Here is a 24,644-nt window from a genome sequence, read left to right as displayed (position 1 = left end):
GTTATTTCACACCAAAAACCTATTAACAAACCACTTAAAACAGACCGCTATAATAGAACCACTTATAACAGACTATAATTCATATCCATTTATCAACAGTATCACTCTTCAGCCATAGGCCTATCACTTAATTCGTATAAAAAATCAAACATAGCGCCAACACTGTACTCCATACCTTATCTTACTTTTATGCTAATTTGTTAGTACTTACTCATATCAATTAGACCATAAAAATAAGAAAAGGTTTCGCTAATGTCTACTGCTTTATCAACTGTTTTAGAGCTAGCTTGGTTTACGCGTCCGACCTGTGTGGTCGCTGCTGACTTGATTGGTAAAGTTATATGTCGACAGCTAACAGATAGCGACGGATCAGAAAAAGTTTTGCGAATGCGTATTTCTGAGACCGAAGCCTATATTGGTCAAGATGATCCCGCCTGCCATTCACATGCAGGGTCACGGACGGCGCGCACAGAGATTATGTATGAGCAAAGCGGTGTGTTTTATGTCTATTTGACATACGGTGTGCATCATATGCTAAATTTGGTTAGTGGCTCTGTAGAGTCGCCTGAATCGGTGCTGATTCGCGCTGGATTTTTAACCGATGATAGTGACCGTTTGATTGATGAGCAACAACTCAGTCCAAATAAGCAGCTGACTCACCCCAAGCAGTTTGCAGGGCCAGGTAAACTGACCAAGCGCTTGCAGATAACTCGCGATTTATATGGCAAACCGATCTCGCCAGACTCAGGCGTTTGGGTCGAAGATGATGGTTGCCAGCCACCTGTATCAGTGCGTCCGCGTATCGGTATTGATTATGCCGGTGATGCTAAAGACTGGCTACTACGCTATATATGGACTGATCATCCTTCTTTATCTAAGAACTGGTAGATTGAGATTTAAATCTATTTTGTGAGGTAAGTTCATGTATAAGTTGACGGTTTTTATTCCTGATGAGGCATTAGAGCAAGTAAAGTCCGCTTTATTTGCCGCTGGTGCTGGTAAGATTGGCGATTATGAACAGTGCTGTTGGCAAGTGCAAGGAATAGGGCAGTTTAGGCCGTTAGCAGGTAGCGCGCCGCATATCGGTAAGCAAGATAGTTTAGAAACGGTCGATGAATGGCGAGTAGAGATGGTCGTCGATGACGCATTTATTACTGCTGCTGTCATCGCGTTAAAAGAGGCGCACCCGTATGAAACGCCAGCGTATGATGTGATAAAAGTCTTGGATTTTTAGTTTTATCTAGAAAAATATTAGCTTGTTAAGTGTAGGAATTCTCACAAAAAAACCAAATAAGCCACTTGATGACTTATTTGGTTATAAATTTTTTGATATTTCAACTGAGTATTAACAGTGAATATCAGACCCTAATAATCGATTAATCCTTTTTAATCTTAATGACATTGTAGCTTGGATAGCCCAGTTCGATTTTATAATCGTCGCGACCGCGTTCAGCTTTGACCTTGATTTTACGGTCGCCCTTTTTATATTTAACATCTTTGACACGATATCCCATGCTGCTAACTTTATTGGCAGCTCGACGCTCGATAGCAGCTGAGTAGACGTTTTTATCAGCTTTTTTATGCTTGTCTTTGTGCTTTTTATGATCTTTGTTATCTTTGTAGACGTCTCCATAGATATCGTCATATACACTATAGCCGCCAGGTGTGGTGACACAGCCAGTAGTTACCGCTAATAAAGTGGCGACAATACTGCCAGACACTACATTCTTTAGTGTTGAAGATGATAAAGCTTTCATAAAAATGTACTCATAATCTACTATCGTTGGATAAAGATAGTTTTCTAATATTTCAGTAAAGGGGCATGTAGAACTGCTCTACTGACAGTAGTGTCAGCGTCATCAGTCTTTTTTAACGTTAATAACGTCTAAATTTGGATAGCTAAGCAATATCTCATACTCCTGCGAGCCGCGTCTGGCCTCAATGTCAAAGACACCACGCTTGTTTTTTTCTTCAAGATCGATATCTTCGACACGGTAACCCATAGATCTTACTTTATTGATGGCACGGCGCTTGATCGCTGGGTAACGTGACTCTCTTTTAATGCTGTCCTCTATATCACCTTTTTTATAGCGCTTGTCGTTCTTATATTTACCATTATCTTTATGCTTATCTTTTTTATAGCGGTCACTGTCTTTTTGATACTTGTTATCTTCCCAATTGTTCGACCATGATCTTTTATTTGAGCTGATGAGTCTTAGAGAAGGATAAGTATATGTTAGCTCATAGAGCTGATTATTCTTTTTGGCAAAAGCTGTCATTGCGCGATCGCCACGATAGCTATCAGAGCGAATGTCTATGACTTGATAGCCTTGGCGGCGTAAGTCTTGACGTAGCTGCTGGCTGACACGGTTGAAGCTATCGTTCTGCCGATTATTATCGCCACGATATATGGGCTGGTTATCATAGCCAGGACCAACGACAGCACAACCGACAGTGGTACCCAATAGAGCAACGATAAGACCAGTAGATATGGTTGTCTTAAAGGAAAATGGTTTTAGAGTTTTCATGAGGCAATATCCTATAAGGTTTCAGAGAGTTTGCAATAAGAATGCTTATATAAGTCAAAGGTAGAAGGTTCTAAAATATGTTGATACAGCCATACTCAGATAGGTATTAAGAGCTACTATCACTAAAAAAAGTATTTTTAGAAATGTTTTCTTACATTATCTATCATAGGATACAAAGCTTTATATTAAGTGTCATTTGCGTTAATAAGTTGTAATTATTGAGAATAATTAAATCGTTGTAAGCATATGCTTACACGCAATGACGTTTACGCGACTTAACATTAGAGTGAGAGTTAGGCATTATGGTTACACGGCATTAGGGAGTGTGACTCAAGGATTGAGTTGGCCGCATTAAGGATAATGATTCAATTATTAGCATCAGGATGATAATAATAGTTGAAGTAAGGACACATACCCATTGCTGATAGCAGCAGTTAAGATTAGATGCTGTATGCAGTAATAAGGGCAGGATGCCCAGTATCACAATCACTGAATATTTGTGCAAGGATGCATAGAAAGCAGTCGTGATAGGTAACATGGACAGTTAACAATAAAACCGCATAACAATTTATTGCTATGCGGTTTTATCGTGTCTGGGAAACGCTAAACAGTTTTATATGGTATGAGAAACCTCTATCTAAACTATTATTTAACTGACATCATTATCTACCTAACACAAAAAAGCCGCATAATTTATTATGCGGCTTTTTATTTTCTTCTTAGATTAACACACCAAGTGCAACGCTAATTAATATTATAGAACGCCTGCATAGGCGTTTTAAACCCTAATCGTTTTCTTGGTCTGTTGTTTAGTTTGTTCTCAATGTCCTGTATTTCATTATCAGAGACTTGTCTAAAGTCACAACCCTTAGGCAAGTACTCTCTGATAAGGCCATTGGTATTCTCGTTGGTTCCTCGCTGCCATGACGCATAAGCATCGGCAAAGAAGAAAGGGCTAAAGAGCTTTTGTTTCACCTTCTTATGCTGAGCAAACTCTTTACCATTGTCAGAGGTAATGGTCTTAACCTGCAACCTCACTGGCGCTAAGAGTTCTATCATTGCCTCTGATACTTGCTGTGCTGTTTTATGACCCACACGCTTCATCTTCAGCAGCCCCGTTTTACGTTCAACGAGCGTGACAATCGCTTGCTTGTGATGCTGACCGATAACGGTATCCGCTTCCCAATCTCCAATACGTGAGCGTTCTTCAACAATACAAGGGCGCTCATGAATCGAGACTCTGTCATTGATACGGCCTCGAGTCTCAGCGGTTAGACGCTGCCGGTATGGTTTTCCTTTACGTCTGAGACACTGCCACAATGTACCGCCCTGCCTCTTATCACGCCAAATATAGCGATAAATGCTCATATGACTGATACCAGCATGAACGCCAGATATTTGCTCAGGACTCCAGTTCTCTTTAAGCTTGTCTGTCACCCATGCCCAGAGGTCAGTCACAATAGTTGTGGCGTTGTTAGCCCGTCTGTCACAAGCCTTGTTATTAGCATGCTTTGCTCGGTAACCTCGTAGGCTTTTATTACGCCTAAGCTCTCTTGATATGGTACTGGGACTTCTGTTTAACACCCTCGCTATAAAATTAATACTATGTTTTGCCCCTTTAAGGGCATAAATCTGGTATCGTTCACCTAGGCTTAGATGTGTATAGCTCATGGTTGCAATCTCACTTTGGTCGGTGGATAAAAACTTTGATGCTAGCGCATCTAGGTCTTTTTTTCACCTTGCATTTGGTATTGCACTTCATGTGTTAATCTAAGCTTCAAAGAATATCTATTTTTCAAAAAACTTTCTTTTATAAGAAAAGTGGATTAGTAATTGTTTTCGCGGCGCCAGTCATCTACTTCGCGCTCAGCATGATCTTGGGCATGACCATAACGCTCTTGGACACGGCCAACCAGCTTATCACGGCTGCCTTCCACTTGATCTAAATCGTCATCAGTTAGCTCACCCCATTTTTGTTTTACTGAGCCTTTTATCTGTTTCCATTCGCCTTTTAAAGTATTCTCATTCATGATTATATTCCTTTTATTTTGTTTGATTCACTTTCATCAAATAGTCTTTGAGTTTATTGACGATATGAATATCGTTTGTTAGAGCTACTGATTTATTACTTTTTTTATTTTAGTAGTTCACAAGTATCATTGGTTGCTACCAAATATCTTGTGATAATTAATATAAGGCTTTTCAATTCAGCTGTCTGTATACGCTATGTTTATAGTGTTACTTAATTATAGTGAGCGTGCATCGTGTGTTATCTGCTCACCGACTGTATTAATGATGCGTAAATTGCGTTTATTGTACGTAATGTCCATCGAATTGAGACCGATATCTAGAGGTAAGTGTCACATGGGGAACTATGAATATACGGGCTAGGTAACTGCGCAATCTCTTAGCGTATGTCAACTGGGAAAGGGGGTGGGGTATTTATAGTAGACAAACATTCTGATCTTATGAAGCATTAATCTGTTTTGTGAAGCACGAGTCCTACTATGTGTTTGGCTATAGACTTATCGTTTAAATGACTATAACCTTATAGTCGAAACATAATTAGTAAAAGTTGTTGTGGGTTTAAAAATGACGAGTCTAAAAATAGTGAGCGATATGTGACTATCATCACACTTTTTTAGCACAATAGCACCTCAGGTAAATTACTGGCGTGTTGACATAATCATTTATCGAGTAGGGATACCTCTGTATTGAATGCATTAGCGCAAAATGAATCCGCACCTATAGAGTCAAAACGTGAGCTGGCAAAAGCCAAGACGCGGCGTGCCTTATTAAAAAGTGCGTTACGGCTCTATAGTCTAGAAGGTGCTCAAGGCATGAGCATGAATAAAGTGGCTAAAGGGGCAGGTATTGCGCAGCCCAGTTTTTATAATCATTTTGAGAGCTTGGATGCGCTACAGAACGAGCTCAGCGCTCAGTTAAAAGACCACTATCTATCGCCAATGCGGCTGGCATGGGTCAATATGCTCAAGGACTATGATGTATTGACTAAGGATGAGTTTAATCAGCAGTGTCAGCAATGTCTGATAATGATTTTTGATTCTGCCTTTCAGAATATTGCGCTATTTCAGCACTTACTCGAAGATCGTCCGCGATTCACTGCCGATATAGAGAACCAATCCTCACTCAATAATGGACTGGGTAATCTAGTCGCAGACATACAAGAGGAGTGGACGGAGATATTTATTCAAGGATTGCAGCTATCCAATCGTTCTTGTGAGCGCAGTGCGGTGAATCTCTGTGTAGATATGGCAGCCGCGCAAGTACATGAGCTGATCTTGGGCTGTCATCAGCAGCGCTACTCGAGGGAGCAAGCGATTGCGACATTGAATATCAGCTTTGATACACTGTTCGCCAATTTTTTGCAAGGAAGCAACCATAGCGACTCATGATATATCTCATGAAAGCTAGGATTTATAAAACATAAAAGGGAGTATGACTATGGGCACTACAGCGGCTAGCGCGACGGACAACGAACAAATCCACTTTAGAACCTGTACTTTATGCGAGGCCATGTGCGGCATCAAGATCAAGCACGATGGCGAAAAAGTCTTATCGATCAAAGGGGATAAAAACGATCCTTTTTCTCAAGGCTACATTTGCCCAAAAGCCACTGCTTTGCAGGATTTGTACGAAGATCCTGATCGTTTACGAGGGCCTGTTGAAAGAACGGCGGACGGTTGGAAATCGATCAGTTGGATTGAGGCGTTAGATAAAGTCGCTGCAGGTATCCAGTCTGTTCAGCAAAAATATGGTCAAAACGCATTTGGGGTGTATTTAGGTAACCCGAATGTCCATAACATGGGCGGTATGCTGACCATCAAGCAGCTACTGACTAGCCTAAAGACGCGTAGTCGCTTTTCTGCGACTTCAATTGACCAATTGCCACACCATATCGTCAGCATGCATCTGTTCGGTCATATGCTCCGCATCCCTGTTCCGGATGTGAATCGCACGCAGTATATGCTCATCATCGGCGGTAACCCGCTAGCCTCTAATGGCAGTATCATGACTGCGCCCAACATGCGTCAAAAGCTCAAAGACATCAAAGCACGTGATGGCAAAGTGGTGGTGATCGATCCAAGGCGTACCGAAACCGCAGATATCGCCAGTGAACATCACTTTATTCGTCCAGCGACAGACGTATTATTGCTATTGGCCATGCTCAATGAAATCTACGCGCAAGGCTACGCCAAGGTAGATAGCCGAGTGGCAGGTTTGGCACCAGAGATTGATCGTATTGCATCATTTGCAGAAGGATTCACCCCTGAGTCAGTGGCAAATATTACAGGTATTACCGCCACTGAAATCAAACGTATCGTCAAAGAGTTTTGTGAAGCCGAAAGCTCAGTCTGTTATGGCCGTATGGGTATCTCGGTCCAAGAGTTTGGCTTGCTCAGCCAATATCTGTCCATGGTCATCAATATCGTCACAGGACGCTTAGATGAAGTGGGCGGACTCATGTTCCCCAATCCTGCTGTCGATGTGGTCAATAGCTCGGGCCCAGGTTATTTGGGCAAACGCCACAGCCGCGTGAGCAATCTACCTGACTTTAATGGCGAATATCCAGTGGTTGCGATGGCGGATGAGATGTTAGTCGCAGGAGAAGGGCAGTTAAAAGGCTTTATGAGTGTCGCCGGTAACCCTGTCCTTAGCACGCCAAATGGTGAAAAGCTAGATGAGGCCTTATCAGGGCTTGAGTTTATGGTGTCGCTTGATTACTTTGTGACTGAGACCAGCCGTCATGCCAATATTATCCTGCCGCCCGTCTCGCCACTCGAGCGTGACCATTACGACATTACGTTTAATGGTTTTGCTGTACACAATGTTGCCAAATACTCGCCTGCTTTATTTAGCAAAACAGAGAATGAGAAGCATGACTGGGAGATTTATCTAGAGCTTGCCGATCGCTTGGATAAAGACGCGCCAGAAGCGGTACAAAAAGAGCGTGCCGCGACAAAAGCGTTTGGACCGAAATTCTTACTTGAGCAAGGTCTCAAGTACGGACCTTATAAAGACGTCACGTTGGATGCGCTGATAGACAATCCACACGGTATTGATTTAGGACCACTGCATCGTATGTTGCCGGAGGCGATCAAGCATGCCGATAAGCAAATCAATCTCAATGTTGATTTTTATCAGGCAGATTTGGAACGGATCAAAGAAATGATGCAGCAGTATGATAATCAGGAGATTTTGCTCATCGGACGTCGCCATGTACGTAGCAATAACTCATGGCTGCACAATAGTTATCGATTGGTCAAAGGTAAGTCTCGTTGTACGTTAATGCTGCATCCAGAAACGGCAGCACAGCATGGTATTGAAGACGGACAAGACGTGAGAGTGACCTCTCGCGTAGGCAGTGTGGTTATTGCAGCAGAGGTGACTGATGAGCTGATGCCCGGCGTCGTCAGTATTCCGCATGGCTTTGGTCATGGACGTAAAGGGGTGAAGCAGAAGATTGCGCAAGCGCATGCCGGTGTCAGTGTTAATGACCTAACAGACGATACCTTAATTGATCAGTTGAGTGGTAATGCCGCCGTTAATGGCGTACCTGTGCAATTAGAGGCGTTGGGCGCTAACGCAGACAATGTGGCTAATGCGGTATTAGAAAACTCAATAGATAGTGCAATCGCATAAGTTCAATTTTTTTAAAGTAAAAAGCAGGCGCTTACACGATGTAAGCGCCTGCTTTTTTATGGAGATAGTTTTTTTATAGTGTCTAGAGATTCAGTCAGCTGTTTGTACCCACAAAATCAAAATCAACGTTGGGCGTTTCACCTTGTATCAATAAGCTGATGGCTTTTGCAGAACCGCAAGCATGCGTCCAGCCTAACGTGCCATGTCCTGTATTGAGCCATAGATTGTCAAAAGTGGCTGACGCGTTATGGCTACCATGTTTGACTTGACCGCAATGCGCGCGCCCAATCAAAGGTACGTTCGATGGGGTCATTGGGCGCAGTCCTGTCCAATATTGAACCGAATTTGCGATGATACCTTTTGGAAATAATTGCTGCACTCGGCGCGTAATGGCCTCACAGCGCGTGGCATTTAAGTCTAAATTATAACCATTAAACTCTGCGGTGCCTGCCACTCGCAACTTATCACCCAAACGTGAAGTCACCAGCTTAAACTCATCATCAATCAAGCTGACAAAAGGCGCTAAATGCGGCGCTCGTGGATTGACCGTATAGGTGGCTGAATAGCCCTTTGCTGGAAAGATAGGCACGCGAATATCCAATGGTTTTAACAGAGGAACGCTATAGCTGCCTAGCGCGATCACATGACTATCAGCTGTGAAAGTCTGTGCGTTTTCGCCTTTTGGGCGAATGGTAATACTGTGTACATGACGATGGGTAGAGTCGGTATCGACGTTAAGTGCCAAAATCTCAGTATCATATAAGAACTGTACACCCGTATCAATGCAGCGCTGTGCGAGTCTTTGCGTAAATAGGTGCGCATTACCAGATTCGTCACGGCTGGTGTAGGTTGCACCAGTGAGTTTATGCGCAATCGGATAGAGGGCAGGTTCCAAGTTGACGGCATTATTGATATCAATCACATGGCGCTCACAACCAAGCGCTTGCATGCGCTCAGTGGGTTCAATCGCCGCATCAAACTCAGCTTGGCTGGTATAAAAATGCATGATACCGCGTGTTTGCTGCTCATAATTGATACCGATATCGGCGCGTAGCTGTTGTAAGGCGTCGCGAGAATATAACCCTAAGCGTACCATTTGCACCAGATTGGCATCGGCACGATCAGCGCGGCACTCTTGCAAAAACTGCATCGCCCATTTGAGCTGATCCTTATCCGCACGCAGACGGAATAACAGCGGGGCATCCTCCTTAAACAACCATTTGAGCGCTTTCATCGGGGTGGCAGGATTGGCCCACGGCGTCGCATGAGAGACCGATATTTGACCACCATTGGCAAAAGACGTCTGCATCCCTGCCGCCGATTCGCGTTCGATCACAGTCACATCATAGCCTGCTTGACGTAGATACCATGCGGTGGTCACGCCCACCACGCCTGCTCCGAGTACCGCAATATGTGTCATGGGATTCTCTATGCTCATGTTAATCATGACGGCAGCCGTGTATTAGCTTGCCATCACCGTTGCTGCGCCGCCTATTTGTTTCAGCTTGATTTTACTTTGGGCGCGCAACATCCACCTGTAGTGCGGCTGGCAAGTCCAATATATTCAAATCGCTTTCTGCCAAGTGCTCAGGACGAGCAACGATAAGGGCAATAAAGCCATTGTCATTTTCCATCGCATTGACCACTTGGATTTTATCGAGTTTGTCGCCTGCTGCGGGGAGCGCACCTGTGCCTTTGATATAATGCAAAAACGCTTTTGGCGCAGATTTAAAGTAGATGCGAGCGATGACTTCTTGACCCAAGTAGCAGCCTTTATCATAGTCCATACCGCCACTTTGATGCAGGCGCAGCTCTTGCGGTTGGAACTCGCCTTGAGTCGCCGCGACAATCCAGTAATTACCAGTCGCGATACTGCATGCCATCCAAGCCTCAGTGTCTTTAGCGGTATTGTGATCGTCTTTATGGCTAAAGGTTGGCGCATCTGCCAGCACACAAGGGTAAATGGTAGCTGGTGCACTGGTATCAAATTTAGAAAACGCGCCAAACTTTTTTAAATGAGCTTGTAAGGCATCTGCACAATCGCTGCTGATGACCACATCATAGTGCTTCTCGGCTTGTTTTTTGATCCAAATGCCAAATTCGATCCGACCTTTTAAGTTGCAGATTGCAGCGGCTTGATAGCTAAGCCCAAGTTTGGTGACATCACAAGTCAATTGCCCTTGCAAGAATTTTTCGGCATCCTCACCTTGAATGGTCAACTGCGAAAACTGCGGCAATGCTGAGGGGTTTGGAGACTGAGTCATTGTTATTATCCTTCTACTGAAAGCTTCATTATTGAGGTCTAGAGACAAAATCGAAGTGATAAAAATAAAAATTATAGAGGTGCTTTTTCACTGACAGAACGTGTCAGCAAAAATGTAAATAAGGTTAAGAAGAGTACCACAAAAATGGTGTCACAAAAACGTCATACATAAGTGGGGCGCTTCAGTGTGGGTTAAGCATTAAATTGGGCGTAGTGCGCCATTTTCAACGGTACAAATTGGTTAAAAATGGTGAGTTACGGTACAATGGGCGCTCTATAACAACCCTGATACCCGATGACTGCCGAGGATATGATGAGCTTACCAAACTGCCCAAAATGTGATGCTGAATATACGTATGAAGATGGTGCGTTACTGGTATGTCCGATGTGCGCTCACGAGTGGACGGCGGCTGAGACGGATGCGGCACAAGCGGAAGAGCAAGATGCTGCCATTCGTGATGCGGTTGGCAATGAGTTACAGGACGGCGATGCCGTGACCGTCATTAAAGACCTCAAGGTTAAAGGCTCTTCACTTGTCATTAAAGTTGGAACTAAAGCGAAAAGTATTCGCCTATTGCCAGACGCAACCGATGGTCACGATATTGATTGTAAACTTGACGGTTATGGCCCAATGAAGCTGAAATCTTCTGTCGTCAAAAAAGCGTAAATTGTAAAAATGTCTTGAAAGATTCGATAATAAACAAATATAAGACTGACGACATTTAGAAAATACAGAACTGACAGAATATAAAACCTATAAATAGAGAATAGCTATGAGTACTAAAAACGAACAGCTTTTTGCGCAAGCCCGCAAACATATTCCAGGCGGCGTTAATTCACCCGTCCGTGCCTTTGCAGGGGTCGGCGGTACGCCAATTTTTATGCACCGCGCTGATGGCAGCAAGATTTATGACACCGAAGACAATGCCTATATTGATTATGTGGGTTCTTGGGGCCCAATGATTTTGGGTCACGCGCATCCAAAAGTCATCGACGCTGTCAAACAAGCCGCCGATGATGGTTTGAGCTTTGGGACACCAACGCCGTTTGAAACCACGGTCGCTGATAAAATCTGTGAGCTCGTGCCGAGCGTTGAGATGATTCGTATGACCAGCTCGGGGACTGAGGCGACCATGAGTGCGATTCGTTTGGCACGCGGTTATACTCAGCGTGACAAAATCGTCAAGTTCGAAGGCTGCTATCATGGCCATTCAGACAGTCTGCTTGTCAAAGCAGGCTCAGGCATGCTTGATATCGGTGAACCAACGTCTAAAGGCGTACCAGCCGATTTTGCGAAGCACACGATCACGATTCCTTATAATGATCCGCAAGCGATCAAAGACTGCTTTGAAAAATGGGGCGACGAGATTGCTTGCGTGATCTTGGAGCCGATCGCTGGCAACATGAATATGGTAATCCCAACACAAGAGTTTCATGATACGTTGCGTGCCCAGTGTACGGACAATGGCGCAGTATTGATTTTTGATGAAGTGATGACAGGATTCCGCGTGGGTCTGGGCGGTGCGCAGGCACACTTCGGTATCACGCCTGATTTGACCTGTTTTGGTAAAATCATCGGTGCAGGCCTGCCAGTTGGTGCGTTTGGCGGTAAAGAAGAAATCATGTCGTGCATCGCACCGCTTGGTGGCGTGTATCAAGCTGGTACGTTATCAGGCAACCCACTTGCGATGCGTGCCGGTATCGCGATGTTTGAAGACCTAACGGCAGAAGGTTTTTACGAAGACTTAGCTGCCAAAGTCGATCATCTGGTCGATGGTTTCCAAGCGGCGGCGGATAAGCATGGCATCAATCTGCGCACCAATAAATTGGGCGGTATGTTTGGTATGTTCTTTGTCAAAGACGCTGATACCAAAACCCCAAGTAACTTTGATGATGTGACAGAGTGCGATATGGAGATGTTCAATACCTTCTTCCACGGTATGTTAGATCGCGGTATTTACCTAGCGCCGTCTGCGTATGAAGCAGGCTTTATGTCAATCAAGCACAGCAATGAAGATATCGAGGCATCGATTACTGCTGCTGATGAGATATTTGCAGAGATAACAAAGGGTTAACCCACTCTAAATCTCTCAAATTTTAGACATTTGAAAGATAAACCAGCATTCATAATAAATTATGATGCTGGTTTTTTTGTACGTTTGTCATATTTGTGATCTTTTAGGCTTAAATTGCCACGCAGGACATCGCCATACATACGAAAATCACTAGCAAAACTTTTTAGCGGAAATTTAAGCGAGGCGGGTTTGTTTTTTTCAAAGAAAAAATGCCCGACCCAAGCGCAGGCATATCCTGCTGCGACACCTCTTGCGAGAGGCTTTACCGAGCCAGTTTTGATTGACTTTGCCAATCCTAACAAACCAAAACTGCTACCTGCAAAATGGAGACGGCGACAAGCCATGTTTTGATGCTCGTCTAAATAAAAATCATAAAACGCCTGTTTGGGTGACGCTTCAGTTTTTATCATATCCGTTCTGGTACTGTTATGGGTATTAGCGGTTTCGGTCGCATTTTTTTCGGTTGTTTGATTCATGCGGTTAGCGTCCTTGCTGGCGGGTTTATCGACTATCCATTGTCGGCAGTTTTTAGGTAAATAATTGATGGATTTCGATGTGATTTATACCGATGTAAAAGCAGTAAATAACGGTTTTTTATCACAATATTATGAGCTTTCAATGTAGCAAACCGTTATTGCTAACACAAGCGTTAGATGTAGGCTTGGTCATTAGCCTTTGATAGAGTGGTTTTACACTTTTGCTATGATTTTGCGGCGCTTGCGCGTATTTAGGATAAATGCTTTAATGGCAAAATGGCCCAGATTTGTGTGGCGGCTGCTTTTTCTATACCTATGATTTTATATCTATGTCGTACCTGATTTTGTTAAACTACACACTCTCTCTAATACGGTGACAACTTGCCTTATGCCTACTGACTATCTTACAAACCCGCCACTCGGCGATGATGAAATGATGGCAGCCATTGATATTGGTTCCAACAGTTTCCACTTAGCCATTGCCCGTCTTGATCATGGGGAAGTGCGCAAAGTAGTCTCTATGTCTGAAAAGGTACAGCTCGCTGCTGGACTGGATGAGCATAAAATCTTGAGCGAGACAGCTGCACAGCGTGGTCTGGATTGTTTGAGTCGGTTTGTGGCGCGTCTGGATTCTGTACCGCCAGAGCGTATTCGTGTGGTTGCGACCAACGCCTTGCGCCAAGCCAAAAATGCCAATGATTTTATTGCAAAAGCCAATAAGATTTTGCCCAAGCCCATTGAGATTATCGCTGGTCGCGAAGAGGCACGCTTGATTTATTTGGGCGTCTCGCATACCAATGAGAGTAGCGACAAGCGCTTGGTTATTGATATTGGTGGTGGCTCGACGGAATTTATTATCGGTCAAGAGTTTGATCCTTTATTGACTGAAAGCTTACAAATGGGCTGCGTCGCATTCACACAGAAGTACTTTGCTGATGGCCTCATTACCAAAGAGGCTTTTAACAATGCGATTTCAGGCGCGCGCAAGGAAGTACTGGCAATCAATGGTCGTTACCAAAAGACTGGTTGGAGCAGCGTGGTCGGCTCAAGTGGGACGATCAAAGCGGTGCGTAATGTCCTTGTGTCCAAAGGCTGGGCCGATGAGCAAGAACGCATTACTTATAAAGGCGTTAAAAAACTAGAGCGATTGCTGCTTAAGATTGGCAATATTGATGATATCGAGCTAGAAGGCGTCAAAGACCACCGTAAAGCGGTATTTCCGGCAGGTGTGGCAGTGTTGCGTGCGGTGATGAAGGTACTAGGCGTTGAGACCATTACCTACTCAGATGGGGCATTACGTGAAGGCGTGATGTATGACATGCTGGGGCGTTTTGCGAGCGAAGATGTGCGTGACCGCAGTGTGCTCGCGCTTATCAAGCGTTATTCAGGCGACAAAAAGCAAGCCAAGCAAGTGGTAAAAACCAGTCGTAACCTGTTCGAGCAAGTAAAAGATAAGCTTGCCCTAACAAGCGATGACTGTGACTTACTCAGACGTGCCGCGTTTTTGCATGAGATTGGCCTTGCAATCAGTCATAGCAGTTATCATAAGCACAGCGCCTATTTGCTTGAGTATTCTGATATTCCAGGGTTCTCACAAGTGGATCAAAAGCGTATGGCGCAGTTGATGCTCAACCATCGCCGTAAGCTCAAAGCCGATATGTTCGAGCAGACCTGTCAGATCGGGGGAAACCAGCTCGTTTATCTGTGCTTGCTATTGCGTCTTGCGGTACTCGCGCATCATAGCCGTAGTGATTATAAACTGCCAGAATTAGAATTAAAGGTCATCAGTGATAGCGACTGGCAAATCACGGTGGCTGATAGCAGCGAGCATTATGCGTTTTTGGTTGCTGATTTGCGCACAGAGATTGAGCAGTTTGCCAAATGGGGCGTACAGCTTAGTGTGGTAGAGGCGCAAGCAACTGAACCGTTACCATTGTCCGTATCGAGTTAAAGACTAACGTAACAAAAGCAGTGCTGTCGATAATGTCATGCTATATAAGATGTGCTACTATAGCTTCTACTCAGTTTACAACTGTACTTTCATTATCTGAACACCGATAACGATATTATTCTTAAACATAAATACATTAAGTATAATGATTAAAGGGAAGCGTCTATGAGCACTGTCTGGGATAGTGTGCAGCTTGCACGACATGCCAAGCGTCCATTATTTATGGACTATGTTAATCAGCTTTTTACTGAATTTGATGAGTTGCACGGCGATCGTGCTTTTGCCGATGACAAAGCCATTTTGGGCGGTCTGGCACGGTTCAATGATCAACCTGTAATGGTCATCGGTCAGCATCGTGGTCGCAGTACTCGTGAGCGTATCGAGCATAATTTTGGTATGGCCAACCCTGAAGGCTATCGCAAAGTGATTCGCTTGGTCAAAATGGCAGAGCGCTTCAATATTCCTGTGATGACCTTTGTCGATACTCAAGGTGCCTATCCTGGTGTTGGCGCAGAAGAGCGCGGTCAAGCGCAAGCGATTGCAGAGAGTATCGCGGTATTCTCTAGCCTAAAAGTGCCTATCATCGTGACCATTATCGGTGAAGGTGGTTCAGGTGGTGCATTGGCAATTGGCGTTGGCGACAAAGTCAACATGCTGCAAAACAGCATCTATTCGGTCATTTCTCCTGAAGGCTGTGCATCTATCTTATGGAAAACCGCTGAAAAAGCACCAGACGCTAGTGAAGCACTGAAATTAAATGCCATCAACCTTTACCAGCTAGGTTTGGTTGATGCCGTCATCGATGAAGGTGAGGGCGCACATGTGCAGCCACAACCCGTTATGGAAGCTCTAAAATCACTGATCACTGAGCAGCTTGATGAAATCAAAGATTTGGATCCTCAAGAGCGTTGTGAGCTCCGCTACGAAAAATTAAAGACGTTTAACTCAGAAGTGATGCTGCCTGCTTAATGCAAAGCATGTGCTAAGCTTTTCATATTCGAGACTGAGTCTTAATGCTAAAATAAAACGTGTCATTCAATGGCGCGTTTTTTTATGTCTATTAATTTGCTCATGAATTTATCTATCTAAAACTAAGGCTGATTATGACCAGCAGTGCCATCCTCACGCATCCTATTAGACCAATCAGTGATTTGCCGATTGATGAGACATTGGCAGATGCATTATTGGGCAGTATAAATGACTATAGGGAGCAGCTGCATGGTCGTCGGCTATGGCTGGCTTGTAGCGGTGGGCGTGATTCATTAGCGCTTGCAGCGTTATGTGTGCAGCTCTATCGGCAAGGCAGATTGCCATGTTTGCCGCAGCTGTTACATGTTGATCATGGTTTGCAAGCGCATAGTCGGCACTGGGCTAAGCACGTCGCTGATTGGGCGCAAGCACAGCAGATACCTTGTCATATCCTAAGAGCACAAGTGACAGGTCATGATGAGCAAGCCGCGCGGCAAGCCCGCTATAACGCCATGCGTGCGCATATCAACCAAGATGATGTACTGCTACTAGGACATCACGCCGACGACCAAGCCGAAACGGTACTGATGCGCTTGATCCAAGGCGCTGGGGTCAATGGTCTATCAGGTATGCAACCATGGCGAGTACAAACGCAGCATGGACGACGCCATGCATTGTGGCGACCTTGGCTCACGGTAAGGCGCGCCACGATTAGTAATTATGCCAAGCGCTTAGCGTTGCCTTATATCGATGACCCGACCAACGAGACGGGTGATAATGTCCGTAGCGGACTGCGCCGCGATATCATGCCTATACTGGCAACTTATAACCCCAATGTCATTGATAATATTGCTCGCAGTGCGCAGCTATTAGGCGATGCGCAAGCCACTGTCAATGTTCAGGCTGAGCAAGATATGCAGCAGACAGCTGATGAAAGCCTACAGCTACCAGCAGCACAGCGCATGCTCAATATCGATACATTGCAAGTATTGCCCATTTATCGCCAGCGGCAACTACTGCATCATTGGCTGGGTCAAGATGAGCCATTACCGCCTGCTAAGCAGCTGGTCGATGACGTATGGAATTTGACTCAGCGCAGCGACCATGATCACCAAACTGAGCTGTTTTGGCAAGCTCGTACGCGCTCCTATGTTGTTCGCCGCTATCGTCAGCAGCTCTATCGTCAAAGCAGTGAATGGTTGTCTTGGTTAAACGTGCCACTAATAGAGCAAGCGCAGCTTTTATCGCGTTTGGATTTGACAACAAATGACTCAGCAGACAGTGATTTTGCACTACTGACTGTTCGTCGCACTGAAGACTATATCTGGCAGTTGCAAGTGTATCCAGATGCGCTGGCAAGATTGATAGAAAGTCATATAGGCGCACTCAATGCAGTATTAAAGATAAAGCCATTAGATCGCAAACAGCGTGTGCAGACGGCATTGGCGACACGTTCACAATCAGGCAAAAAACTGTATCAAACGCTTGGTATTCCATTATGGCTGCGAGAAAGCTTGGTTGTGGTCAGTGTCGTACTCTTAGATAAAGAACACGCTAAAAATGAGATTCCTATCTTATTATTATCGCCTTTTGATAGGTGGATATTGAAAAATGACTTTTCGAGCAATACCAAAAGTCTAGGTAGTGATATCGACGATGTTTTTAAGAATGTTATAAGCGTAGTTGAGTAGATGAAACAAAACTATAGCGGCTATTATATCTTGCAATGAGGCTTTCATAAGTGTGCTGCCCATACCTTGAAGTCTTTTTGAACCGCCTTACGAATAAAAAACATATTTGACACCTCAAAATATTTTATAAAAATTATTTCTCAATCTAACAGCTAAACCATGTCATAGTCGACGTCAGTTGCGTGTTTTAACTAGGTTTAATGCGATTGTAGCTGACAGGAATTTATCAAACGGTTGTAGTGGCAGTATGCTAAACTGAGTGTCGTTTTATATATCAGTATGTTACGTTGAATACTTTTGAATTTTGTGACTAGGAGACAAGTATGTCGGTATTAGATAATAAGAAAATCAGTTTTATTGGTGGCGGAAATATGGCACAAGCGCTTATCAGCGGGCTTGTGGGCTGCGGCATCAAACCAAGTCTAATCACGGTCGCCGATCCTAGCAGCGATATCCGTGAGCAACTAGCCGCTAAAGGTCTAAACACCGTCGATCCAATGGCGGATGCCAAAGCAGCTGTGGTCGGTGCTGATATCGTGGTACTGGCAGTAAAACCACAAATGATGAAAGTGGTGGTTGGTGCTTTTGCTGAGGCATTGGACAATCAGTTGGTCATCTCGGTTGCTGCAGGTCTGTCAACTGACCTATTGTCTAGCATGCTGGGCGGCTATAGTAATATCGTGCGCGCCATGCCAAACACGCCTTCCATGATTCAGATGGGTGCAACCGGTCTCTATGGCACAGATAATATCTCAGCTGAACAAAAAGAGCTGGCAACCGCGGTGATGGAAGCCTCAGGACTGGTCATGTGGGTCGATGATGAAGAACATATGCATGCTGTGACTGCCGTGTCAGGCTCAGCGCCAGCGTATATGTTTTATTTCATCGAATCGATGGTCGATGGCGCAGTGGCATTAGGGCTTGATAAAGAACAAGCCTCAGTACTTGCCATGCAAACCATGCTTGGTGCGGCAAAAATGGCGATGAATAGTGAAGATACGCCTGCTGAGCTGCGCCGTAAAGTGACGTCTCCAAACGGTACCACTCAAGCCGCTGTTGAATCCATGCAAGCCAATGAGATTGGCCGCCAAATCGGTGAAGCCATGCAAGCGTGCTATGATCGTAGCCAAGCGCTTAGTGAAGAGATGAGTAAATAGTTATTGATTAGCAATTAAGTAAGTAACGACCCAAAAAGTAGGTCAGGCTCAACAGCTGACCTGCATTGTATGATGATTCGCATCTGATAATGACAGTTGTCATCCTAAAATCTGTCAACAATGTCCCATTGAGTAGCCCTTCATGAACAACATGTTATTTCAAGTTTTTGATCTGGTCACCACATTCGCTATGATGCTGGTGTTTATTCGTTTTATGCTGCAATTTGCAGGGATGGATGCGCGCAACCCGATGATTGCACCTGCCTATAAAGCGACCCATATCGTCGATGTGTTTGGGCGTATCTTCCCAACGGTCGGACAGGGACGTATTAGCATTGCTGCTATTGTCCTGATGTTTTTGATTCGTCTGATTGATATCTCTGGAAAAGCGGCCTTGACGCATCAAGGGATTGCGCCTGTGCCGCTATTCTTCACGGGTACGATCAGCTTGGTATTAGACTTTTTACGCATGTGTCGTTACCTAGTGATTGGGTCTATTATCGTCAGCTGGATCGTGGTGTTTACCCAATCCCAGCATCCTATTATTGGTATCATCATTCAGCTAGCAGAACCGATTTTGGCACCGTTCCGTCGTATTACGCCAAACTTAGGCATGCTTGATTTATCACCGATGATTGCTTTTTTTGTATTCTATCTGCTTGAGATCTTCATCGGCGGCTTGTCGGCAAACTTTATGCCAATGCTAGGATAATTGGTGTCTCTAAATCACAGAGAATAAATAACGCATCGCATGCCAAAAGGCGCACTATAAAATATAGAGCGCCTTTTTTATGTCTGCTATTGATGAACGTTATTACTTTATGTTGTTACTTTATAAAGACATTAAGAGTGGATAAAGCGATTGGGTATTAATTGCGCCTGAGCATCATCAGGGTGAGGGTCGTCAGCCGCGCGCAATGTCTGGTTAATCCAATTATCTGCGGATTTTACCGCATCAATCAAATCATCTTCCATGGCCAAACGCCCAGCAATAAAGCTGGCAAGCGAACATCCTGAGCCATGAAATTCACCCTCTAAGCGCGGTAAGATGCTCTTATGTACCATCTCGCCCTCTATATATAAATACTGCTCGATATCACCGCTATCAAAATCATGAGAGGTTTTTACCAACACCGCATGAACGCCTTGCGCGCACAGTTTTTTCGCACCACTGTGCAAATCCTGCTCGCCGCTCAGCGCGCGCAGTTCATGCGTATTGGGTGTAATCAAGGTGGCATAGGGTAGCAGCTGCCTAAACGCGCGCACCAGCGTTTTCTCATCGCCCAAACTGCCACCGCTATTGGCGACTAATACAGGGTCTAATACAAACGGGGTATCAGGGCTTATTATTTGCTCAGCAAACAACTGGGTTAGCATGGCGATATTGTCAGTGGTACCAATCATACCAGATTTGATGGCTTTGACAGGTAAATCGTCAAGCACCGCAGTGGCCTGTGCTTGCACTAAGGAGGCAGCGCACGCCTCAAAGCCAAATACCTGCTGTGAGCTTTGAATCGTGACTGCCGTACAAGCAATAGCCGCATGCGCACCAGATTGACCGATGGCTTCAATGTCCGCTTGTAATCCAGCACCGCCTGAGGGATCCAGTCCAGAAAAACACAGTACGACAGGTCGCATAACCGCTCCTTTTAGGTATTTTATAATCAGTGATAAATACTATAGCCACCTACTGCCAAAAAATCTATCTCAGTCTAGTACCTATAGATTAAGTATAAAGTATCAAAACAAATGAGACTGTTCTGAATCATCAATTTAGCAGTGGTATTTTTTTGCAATATGGCGTAATTTTAAGTATTAAAAGGCGAGAAAAGCATTTATATCGATAATTATGAGAAAAGCCTCATTAAATCGGTAGACAAGGCTTGCAATTCGTTTTGGCTTTGTTATAATACTCGCCCACGACATAAGACGTATTGTTAGCATTAATACTATGTTTATTTTTATAAATGTCTTAAATCGTTAGGTGAAGTGGGTGAGTGGCTGAAACCAGTTCCCTGCTAAGGAACCATACGTGTAAGCGTATCGAGGGTTCGAATCCCTCCTTCACCGCCATTTATTCAGTTATTATTAGAGTAGTAACGCAGCATATTGCGTTAAACATTCTTAATAATTAAATCAAAAAATATTTTGTTTTTAATTAAAAAAGATGTTGACACAAGCGATATTATCTATATAATAGCCAACCTAATTTACTGAAATTGTTTTTAACAACTCGGTAAATGATTTGCAAAGTACGCGCTTGTAGCTCAGTTGGATAGAGCACTTGGCTACGAACTAAGGGGTCGGGAGTTCGAATCTCTCCAAGCGCACCATTTGCATAATCAACTAAATCAATCGCCTGTCTTATGACAATTGGCGATTTTTTTATGTCTATCATTTTTGTAATCTATCACGGGGCTTGATGGCTTCGTACTGGTGACTTGCTGTCAATCGCTTTGCAACTATAGTCAATATGATCAGACGGTCATCTAGGATAATGTACGATAGACCAGTCATTTACGGTACAATAGCGTTATTATTCACTGCTTGCTATGAGCTCGTACCATGCCAAAAAGTTCCTCTAAACGCCCGTCAAAATCTGTCAATAAATCAAAGCCGCAACCGAGCGCTTTTGCGCAGCAAGATCCTAATGAAGCGCCCGCCATTGCCAAACCCATGGTTCGTGTCGTAGCCATTCTGTATGATGGTATGTTGATTCTGGCATTGTTATTTTTGGTGGGTACGATATTGACCGTAGTTGGCACGCTGCTAACGATGGAGACGGGTACCGAGTCTTCACAGGCCCAGTCACTACCGCTTTGGTATCAAAACGCCATTATGACGCCATCATTTGTACTGACATTGGTGGCCTTCTACGGCATATTTTGGCGCCGTGGTGGTCAGACATTGGGGATGCAGACATGGCGGCTCAAAACCATTAATGACGCGGGTCAGTGGCTCACGTGGGGGCAGTCGTTTAAGCGTATCTTGGCTGCTTGTCTGATGCCGTTACTCTTTGGCATCATCGGTAGTCTTATTGATGGGTCACGCGCCGCCTTATTGGCCAGCGCGTTTCTTGGACTGGTATTCAACTATGTTTTTTGTCTGTTTAACCCTCGTGGTCTCGCAGTACAGGATATGCTATCCAACACCATTACCCTAAAAATGCCAAAAGTAGCACATGAAGGGTTATGGCGCGGTTTTAAAAATCGTAAGAAAAAATCTTAGGATTATAAAATAGCCAGCAAGGCTCAAAACATACAAAAGTGAAAGTTATATATTAACGCTTTGAATCAGCCATGCAGTATAACCGACAAAGAAAAGCACCAACGTAGCGCCCGACGTACGACCGAACTGGCGCTTTTTTGTAAAGGCAAACACACACAGAGCAACGAGTAATACCGTCAGTAGCCCCATTGCCATCACATCACGTGATAAAATCACTGGATCAGCAGAGATAGGGGCAATCACCGTAGCTAGGCCTACGACCGCCAATGTATTGAAGACATTTGAGCCAATGATATTGCCAAGTGCCATGTCGTGCTCGCCTTTACGCGCTGCTGACAAGCTTGATACCAGCTCAGGCAGTGATGTACCAACCGCAACAATCGTCAAGCCAATGATAAGCTCGCTGAGACCCCAGAGCGTTGCCAATTCGACCGCTCCCCAAACGATCGCCCGCGAGCTAAGTACCAGCATCAGCATACCGAGCAGTAAGCTACCAAGTCCACGCGCTACGCTTGGCTCTGTCGCATCTGAATCTGCATTATCAATGTCCTCTTCATGCTCATGATAGCCCTCACGAATGCTCAATACGATCTGTGACCCCAATACCGCAATCAACAATACAAGCAATATCAGACCATCCACTTGGCTCAATATGCCGTCACGTAGCTGCCATGCAGCGATGGCGGTGATTAGCAGTAGCAGCGGCAGGTCACGCTTTACGATACCTTTACGGATGATAATAGGGCTAATCAGTACGGTTGCACCCAGTACTAAGGCAATATTGATAATATTTGAGCCGTAAGCATTGCCTAAAGCCAGCTCAGGACTGCCTTCTAATGCAGCCAGTACTGACACGACCATCTCAGGTGCTGATGTGCCGATACCTAATATCAAAACACCGATTAGGAAACTCGGTACACTAAACTTTTTTGCCAGCGCTGTTGCTCCGTCAATAAAGACATCGGCACTCCAAACCAAAATTGCTAACCCAATCAGTATTGCAATCACCGCCAACCACATCGGTATGTTTCCTTATATATGATGAAAAATATGAGTTTAATAAATAAAAATCGCACAAAAAAAGCCGAATCTTGATTTAGATTCAGCTTTCCTCATAGCATCGAGATTTTTAGTAATAATAGCAGTTAACTCAAAGATGTAACTTTGTGTTTATCTTAAATTTACCAAAACCTCACCATCCTGTCATATTAAGCAACTTGTACAGGAATGATATTTGCTGTGTCTTTCACCGTGTTGTCTTCGTTGCAATAGACCAGTTTTGGCTGATACGTCGATGCTTCAACTTCATCGAAATGCGCGTAAGCACAAATAATGACGATGTCGCCTAGGTCTGCCATATGAGCCGCAGCACCATTTAATGAGATAATACCAGAGCCCGCCTCAGCACGGATAGCATAGGTGCGAAAGCGCTTGCCATTGGTCACATTATAGATATCGATAGATTCGTTTTCACGTAGACCAGCTAGGTCTAGTAGATCACCATCGATACCGCATGAGCCTTCATAGTGAAGCTCAGCATGGGTAACGCGAGCACGGTGTAATTTGCATTTAAGCATATTAAGTAGCATAGGTTGCTTCCTTAGCGTAACTGATATTAAATAACTAAATCAAAAGGTTAATGGGGACAAACGTACCAAAATAAAAGGCTATTACTATAGAAATAATATTTTATTCAGGCAATTTAAAGCCATTAATTTGTGAACGTGCTTTTTCGATATCACCATCTAGCAATAGTGGTAGCGCGTCAAAAGCCGCCGTCAATGCGCTGTCAATGGCGATTTGCTCATCGGGAGACGCTTTTGAGAGCACATGTCCACTGACTTTAGATTTGTGACCAGGATGACCGATACCCACACGCAGACGATGAAAGTCATTACCGATATGCGGCGTAATATCACGCAGGCCATTGTGACCACCGTGACCACCGTCGGTTTTGAGTTTGATGCTGCCAGCTGGAATATCGAGCTCATCATGAGCAATCAATAACTCGTCGTTTTTGATGCCATAAAAATTTACCATAGGCACGACTGACTGACCAGATTTATTCATAAACGTCAGAGGCATAAGTAAGCGCACATCAGATCCATGAATGTGCCCACGTCCTGTCACCCCGTGGAATTTTTTGTCAGGGGAGAGCGTGATGTTGAATTGTTGCGCCAAGTGATGGACAAACCAAAATCCGGCATTATGACGCGTAAACATATACTGCTGACCAGGATTACCAAGACCGACAATAAGCTTTATGGCCATAAAAACACCCTGCTTAAATTTGATAAATAAGGATAAGGTTTGAAATATTGATAGACAATATATTCTCAAACCTTAGGGCGTGTTGAACATTCGCAAATAGGCACTGCTGATCGCTAAAATTGTTCCAGACAAGGCACAAAGCGACGATAATGCAGATGCCTTAGCGAGATTTGTAACGCAGTATGGGGCAATTTTAGCATCAGCCCCAACGATAAAAGCAGGGGACAGGACTCTTTTTTGCCGCTTCATCGTTAAAAATAAGCGCTTAGAGTGACTAAGCTTATTATTTTTAACATCGAATCGCCTAAAAAATAGTCGCTGTCAGTGCCATGGTCGAATGTTCAACACGCCCTACTTACAAAAACAGCAGG

At 44.3% G+C, this 24,644-nt stretch carries 23 protein-coding genes and 2 tRNA genes; 14 read left to right on the top strand and 11 right to left on the bottom strand.

Translation table 11 applies throughout. From position 1 onward, the window contains the following. Positions 1–252: 252 nt before the first annotated feature. Both PSBA01_RS05230 and PSBA01_RS05225 read left to right on the top strand, forming a co-directional pair. Positions 253–888, top strand: a complete 636-nt coding sequence (locus PSBA01_RS05230) for a DNA-3-methyladenine glycosylase (protein WP_186475256.1) — start codon at positions 253–255, stop codon at positions 886–888. A 34-nt stretch (positions 889–922) separates the two neighbouring features. Then, entirely contained in the window at positions 923–1,234 is a 312-nt protein-coding gene (locus tag PSBA01_RS05225; RefSeq protein ID WP_186475255.1) for a YqfO family protein, read from the top strand. Between the two features lie 142 nt (positions 1,235–1,376). On the opposite strand, the gene PSBA01_RS05220 is transcribed toward PSBA01_RS05225, so the two are convergent. The 4 genes from PSBA01_RS05220 to PSBA01_RS05205 form a co-directional block, all read right to left on the bottom strand. Beyond that, the gene (locus PSBA01_RS05220; RefSeq protein WP_186475254.1) at positions 1,377–1,757 is read right to left on the bottom strand and encodes a hypothetical protein; all 381 of its coding nucleotides are present in this window, start codon (positions 1,755–1,757) and stop codon (positions 1,377–1,379) included. 102 nt (positions 1,758–1,859) lie between these two features. Next, the gene (locus PSBA01_RS05215) at positions 1,860–2,528 is read right to left on the bottom strand and encodes a hypothetical protein (RefSeq protein ID WP_186475253.1); all 669 of its coding nucleotides are present in this window, start codon (positions 2,526–2,528) and stop codon (positions 1,860–1,862) included. 744 nt (positions 2,529–3,272) lie between these two features. Beyond that, positions 3,273–4,199: an IS30 family transposase gene (locus tag PSBA01_RS05210; RefSeq protein WP_025643743.1), complete on the bottom strand. Its 927-nt coding sequence runs from the start codon at positions 4,197–4,199 to the stop codon at positions 3,273–3,275. Between the two features lie 155 nt (positions 4,200–4,354). Then, positions 4,355–4,558 (bottom strand): CsbD family protein, encoded by a 204-nt coding sequence (locus PSBA01_RS05205; protein ID WP_186475252.1) that lies wholly within the window; start codon positions 4,556–4,558, stop codon positions 4,355–4,357. 684 nt (positions 4,559–5,242) lie between these two features. Between PSBA01_RS05205 and PSBA01_RS05200 the strand changes: the two genes are divergently transcribed. Beyond that, positions 5,243–5,944, top strand: coding sequence for a TetR/AcrR family transcriptional regulator (locus tag PSBA01_RS05200; RefSeq protein WP_186475251.1), 702 nt, complete (start codon positions 5,243–5,245; stop codon positions 5,942–5,944). 49 nt (positions 5,945–5,993) lie between these two features. Beyond that, positions 5,994–8,192 (top strand): molybdopterin oxidoreductase family protein, encoded by a 2,199-nt coding sequence (locus tag PSBA01_RS05195; RefSeq protein WP_228724643.1) that lies wholly within the window; start codon positions 5,994–5,996, stop codon positions 8,190–8,192. Positions 8,193–8,286: 94 nt separating this feature from the next. Here the strand turns inward: PSBA01_RS05195 and PSBA01_RS05190 are convergent, their stop codons facing one another. Continuing rightward, positions 8,287–9,612, bottom strand: coding sequence for a D-amino acid dehydrogenase (locus PSBA01_RS05190; protein WP_186475250.1), 1,326 nt, complete (start codon positions 9,610–9,612; stop codon positions 8,287–8,289). Between the two features lie 91 nt (positions 9,613–9,703). Continuing rightward, the gene (locus PSBA01_RS05185) at positions 9,704–10,456 is read right to left on the bottom strand and encodes a YgfZ/GcvT domain-containing protein (RefSeq protein ID WP_186475249.1); all 753 of its coding nucleotides are present in this window, start codon (positions 10,454–10,456) and stop codon (positions 9,704–9,706) included. Between the two features lie 312 nt (positions 10,457–10,768). Between PSBA01_RS05185 and PSBA01_RS05180 the strand changes: the two genes are divergently transcribed. Together PSBA01_RS05180 and hemL are read left to right on the top strand one after the other, a co-directional pair. Beyond that, on the top strand, positions 10,769–11,122 hold the full coding sequence (locus tag PSBA01_RS05180; protein WP_277077535.1) for a zinc ribbon domain-containing protein YjdM: 354 nt from the start codon (positions 10,769–10,771) through the stop codon (positions 11,120–11,122). 106 nt (positions 11,123–11,228) lie between these two features. Then, positions 11,229–12,530, top strand: a complete 1,302-nt coding sequence (hemL, locus tag PSBA01_RS05175) for a glutamate-1-semialdehyde 2,1-aminomutase (protein WP_093067249.1) — start codon at positions 11,229–11,231, stop codon at positions 12,528–12,530. 59 nt (positions 12,531–12,589) lie between these two features. Here the strand turns inward: hemL and PSBA01_RS05170 are convergent, their stop codons facing one another. Then, a complete protein-coding gene (locus PSBA01_RS05170) occupies positions 12,590–12,940 on the bottom strand; it encodes a DUF962 domain-containing protein (RefSeq protein WP_212564567.1) in 351 nt (116 codons plus the stop codon). A gap of 454 nt (positions 12,941–13,394) precedes the next feature. On the opposite strand from PSBA01_RS05170, the gene ppx reads away from it, so the two are divergent. From ppx to PSBA01_RS05145, 5 genes are all read left to right on the top strand, one after another. Beyond that, positions 13,395–14,957: an exopolyphosphatase gene (ppx, locus tag PSBA01_RS05165; protein WP_093067257.1), complete on the top strand. Its 1,563-nt coding sequence runs from the start codon at positions 13,395–13,397 to the stop codon at positions 14,955–14,957. A 165-nt stretch (positions 14,958–15,122) separates the two neighbouring features. Beyond that, positions 15,123–15,926, top strand: a complete 804-nt coding sequence (locus PSBA01_RS05160; protein WP_093067260.1) for an acetyl-CoA carboxylase carboxyltransferase subunit alpha — start codon at positions 15,123–15,125, stop codon at positions 15,924–15,926. Between the two features lie 134 nt (positions 15,927–16,060). Continuing rightward, positions 16,061–17,617, top strand: a complete 1,557-nt coding sequence (tilS, locus tag PSBA01_RS05155) for a tRNA lysidine(34) synthetase TilS (protein ID WP_093067263.1) — start codon at positions 16,061–16,063, stop codon at positions 17,615–17,617. Positions 17,618–17,940: 323 nt separating this feature from the next. Next, positions 17,941–18,774, top strand: coding sequence for a pyrroline-5-carboxylate reductase (gene proC / locus PSBA01_RS05150; protein WP_186475248.1), 834 nt, complete (start codon positions 17,941–17,943; stop codon positions 18,772–18,774). A 142-nt stretch (positions 18,775–18,916) separates the two neighbouring features. Next, entirely contained in the window at positions 18,917–19,486 is a 570-nt protein-coding gene (locus PSBA01_RS05145) for a YggT family protein (protein WP_093067270.1), read from the top strand. A gap of 131 nt (positions 19,487–19,617) precedes the next feature. Here PSBA01_RS05145 and PSBA01_RS05140 read toward each other — a convergent pair whose 3' ends face one another. Next, on the bottom strand, positions 19,618–20,412 hold the full coding sequence (locus PSBA01_RS05140) for a hydroxymethylpyrimidine/phosphomethylpyrimidine kinase (protein ID WP_093067273.1): 795 nt from the start codon (positions 20,410–20,412) through the stop codon (positions 19,618–19,620). Between the two features lie 345 nt (positions 20,413–20,757). Between PSBA01_RS05140 and PSBA01_RS05135 the strand changes: the two genes are divergently transcribed. The 3 genes from PSBA01_RS05135 to PSBA01_RS05125 all read left to right on the top strand — a co-directional run bounded on the left by PSBA01_RS05135 (position 20,758) and on the right by PSBA01_RS05125 (position 22,002). Beyond that, a tRNA-Ser gene (locus PSBA01_RS05135) sits at positions 20,758–20,847 on the top strand. A 183-nt stretch (positions 20,848–21,030) separates the two neighbouring features. After that, positions 21,031–21,107, top strand: a tRNA-Arg gene (locus tag PSBA01_RS05130). Positions 21,108–21,339: 232 nt separating this feature from the next. Then, positions 21,340–22,002 (top strand): RDD family protein, encoded by a 663-nt coding sequence (locus PSBA01_RS05125; protein WP_093067276.1) that lies wholly within the window; start codon positions 21,340–21,342, stop codon positions 22,000–22,002. A gap of 45 nt (positions 22,003–22,047) precedes the next feature. Here the strand turns inward: PSBA01_RS05125 and PSBA01_RS05120 are convergent, their stop codons facing one another. The 3 genes from PSBA01_RS05120 to pth all read right to left on the bottom strand — a co-directional run bounded on the left by PSBA01_RS05120 (position 22,048) and on the right by pth (position 24,273). Continuing rightward, entirely contained in the window at positions 22,048–23,022 is a 975-nt protein-coding gene (locus PSBA01_RS05120) for a calcium/sodium antiporter (RefSeq protein ID WP_093067280.1), read from the bottom strand. Between the two features lie 188 nt (positions 23,023–23,210). Continuing rightward, positions 23,211–23,591 carry an aspartate 1-decarboxylase gene (gene panD / locus PSBA01_RS05115; protein ID WP_010196068.1) on the bottom strand — a complete coding sequence of 127 codons (381 nt, stop codon included), beginning with the start codon at positions 23,589–23,591 and terminating at the stop codon, positions 23,211–23,213. A gap of 100 nt (positions 23,592–23,691) precedes the next feature. Then, positions 23,692–24,273 carry an aminoacyl-tRNA hydrolase gene (pth, locus tag PSBA01_RS05110; RefSeq protein ID WP_093067285.1) on the bottom strand — a complete coding sequence of 194 codons (582 nt, stop codon included), beginning with the start codon at positions 24,271–24,273 and terminating at the stop codon, positions 23,692–23,694. Between the last annotated feature and the right edge of the window lie 371 nt (positions 24,274–24,644).

This window comes from Psychrobacter sp. KCTC 72983 (assembly GCF_014280455.1).
GTDB classification, from domain to species: Bacteria; Pseudomonadota; Gammaproteobacteria; order Pseudomonadales; family Moraxellaceae; genus Psychrobacter; species Psychrobacter pacificensis.
This window is presented reverse-complemented; position numbering and strand designations above follow the sequence as displayed.

Bases quoted from the DNA above. Each gene is read 5' to 3' on its own strand.
- PSBA01_RS05220 (WP_186475254.1), bottom strand. From the start codon at position 1,757: ATGAAAGCTTTATCATCTTCAACACTAAAGAATGTAGTGTCTGGCAGT.
- PSBA01_RS05210 (WP_025643743.1), bottom strand. From the start codon at position 4,199: ATGAGCTATACACATCTAAGCCTAGGTGAACGATACCAGATTTATGCC.
- PSBA01_RS05125 (WP_093067276.1), top strand. From the start codon at position 21,340: ATGCCAAAAAGTTCCTCTAAACGCCCGTCAAAATCTGTCAATAAATCA.
- PSBA01_RS05170 (WP_212564567.1), bottom strand. From the start codon at position 12,940: ATGATAAAAACTGAAGCGTCACCCAAACAGGCGTTTTATGATTTTTAT.
- PSBA01_RS05120 (WP_093067280.1), bottom strand. From the start codon at position 23,022: ATGTGGTTGGCGGTGATTGCAATACTGATTGGGTTAGCAATTTTGGTT.
- pth (WP_093067285.1), bottom strand. From the start codon at position 24,273: ATGGCCATAAAGCTTATTGTCGGTCTTGGTAATCCTGGTCAGCAGTAT.
- PSBA01_RS05195 (WP_228724643.1), top strand. From the start codon at position 5,994: ATGGGCACTACAGCGGCTAGCGCGACGGACAACGAACAAATCCACTTT.
- PSBA01_RS05205 (WP_186475252.1), bottom strand. From the start codon at position 4,558: ATGAATGAGAATACTTTAAAAGGCGAATGGAAACAGATAAAAGGCTCA.
- PSBA01_RS05225 (WP_186475255.1), top strand. From the start codon at position 923: ATGTATAAGTTGACGGTTTTTATTCCTGATGAGGCATTAGAGCAAGTA.
- tilS (WP_093067263.1), top strand. From the start codon at position 16,061: ATGACCAGCAGTGCCATCCTCACGCATCCTATTAGACCAATCAGTGAT.
- PSBA01_RS05160 (WP_093067260.1), top strand. From the start codon at position 15,123: ATGAGCACTGTCTGGGATAGTGTGCAGCTTGCACGACATGCCAAGCGT.
- PSBA01_RS05145 (WP_093067270.1), top strand. From the start codon at position 18,917: ATGAACAACATGTTATTTCAAGTTTTTGATCTGGTCACCACATTCGCT.
- hemL (WP_093067249.1), top strand. From the start codon at position 11,229: ATGAGTACTAAAAACGAACAGCTTTTTGCGCAAGCCCGCAAACATATT.
- PSBA01_RS05190 (WP_186475250.1), bottom strand. From the start codon at position 9,612: ATGACACATATTGCGGTACTCGGAGCAGGCGTGGTGGGCGTGACCACC.
- PSBA01_RS05215 (WP_186475253.1), bottom strand. From the start codon at position 2,528: ATGAAAACTCTAAAACCATTTTCCTTTAAGACAACCATATCTACTGGT.
- proC (WP_186475248.1), top strand. From the start codon at position 17,941: ATGTCGGTATTAGATAATAAGAAAATCAGTTTTATTGGTGGCGGAAAT.
- panD (WP_010196068.1), bottom strand. From the start codon at position 23,591: ATGCTACTTAATATGCTTAAATGCAAATTACACCGTGCTCGCGTTACC.
- PSBA01_RS05185 (WP_186475249.1), bottom strand. From the start codon at position 10,456: ATGACTCAGTCTCCAAACCCCTCAGCATTGCCGCAGTTTTCGCAGTTG.
- ppx (WP_093067257.1), top strand. From the start codon at position 13,395: ATGCCTACTGACTATCTTACAAACCCGCCACTCGGCGATGATGAAATG.
- PSBA01_RS05140 (WP_093067273.1), bottom strand. From the start codon at position 20,412: ATGCGACCTGTCGTACTGTGTTTTTCTGGACTGGATCCCTCAGGCGGT.
- PSBA01_RS05230 (WP_186475256.1), top strand. From the start codon at position 253: ATGTCTACTGCTTTATCAACTGTTTTAGAGCTAGCTTGGTTTACGCGT.
- PSBA01_RS05180 (WP_277077535.1), top strand. From the start codon at position 10,769: ATGAGCTTACCAAACTGCCCAAAATGTGATGCTGAATATACGTATGAA.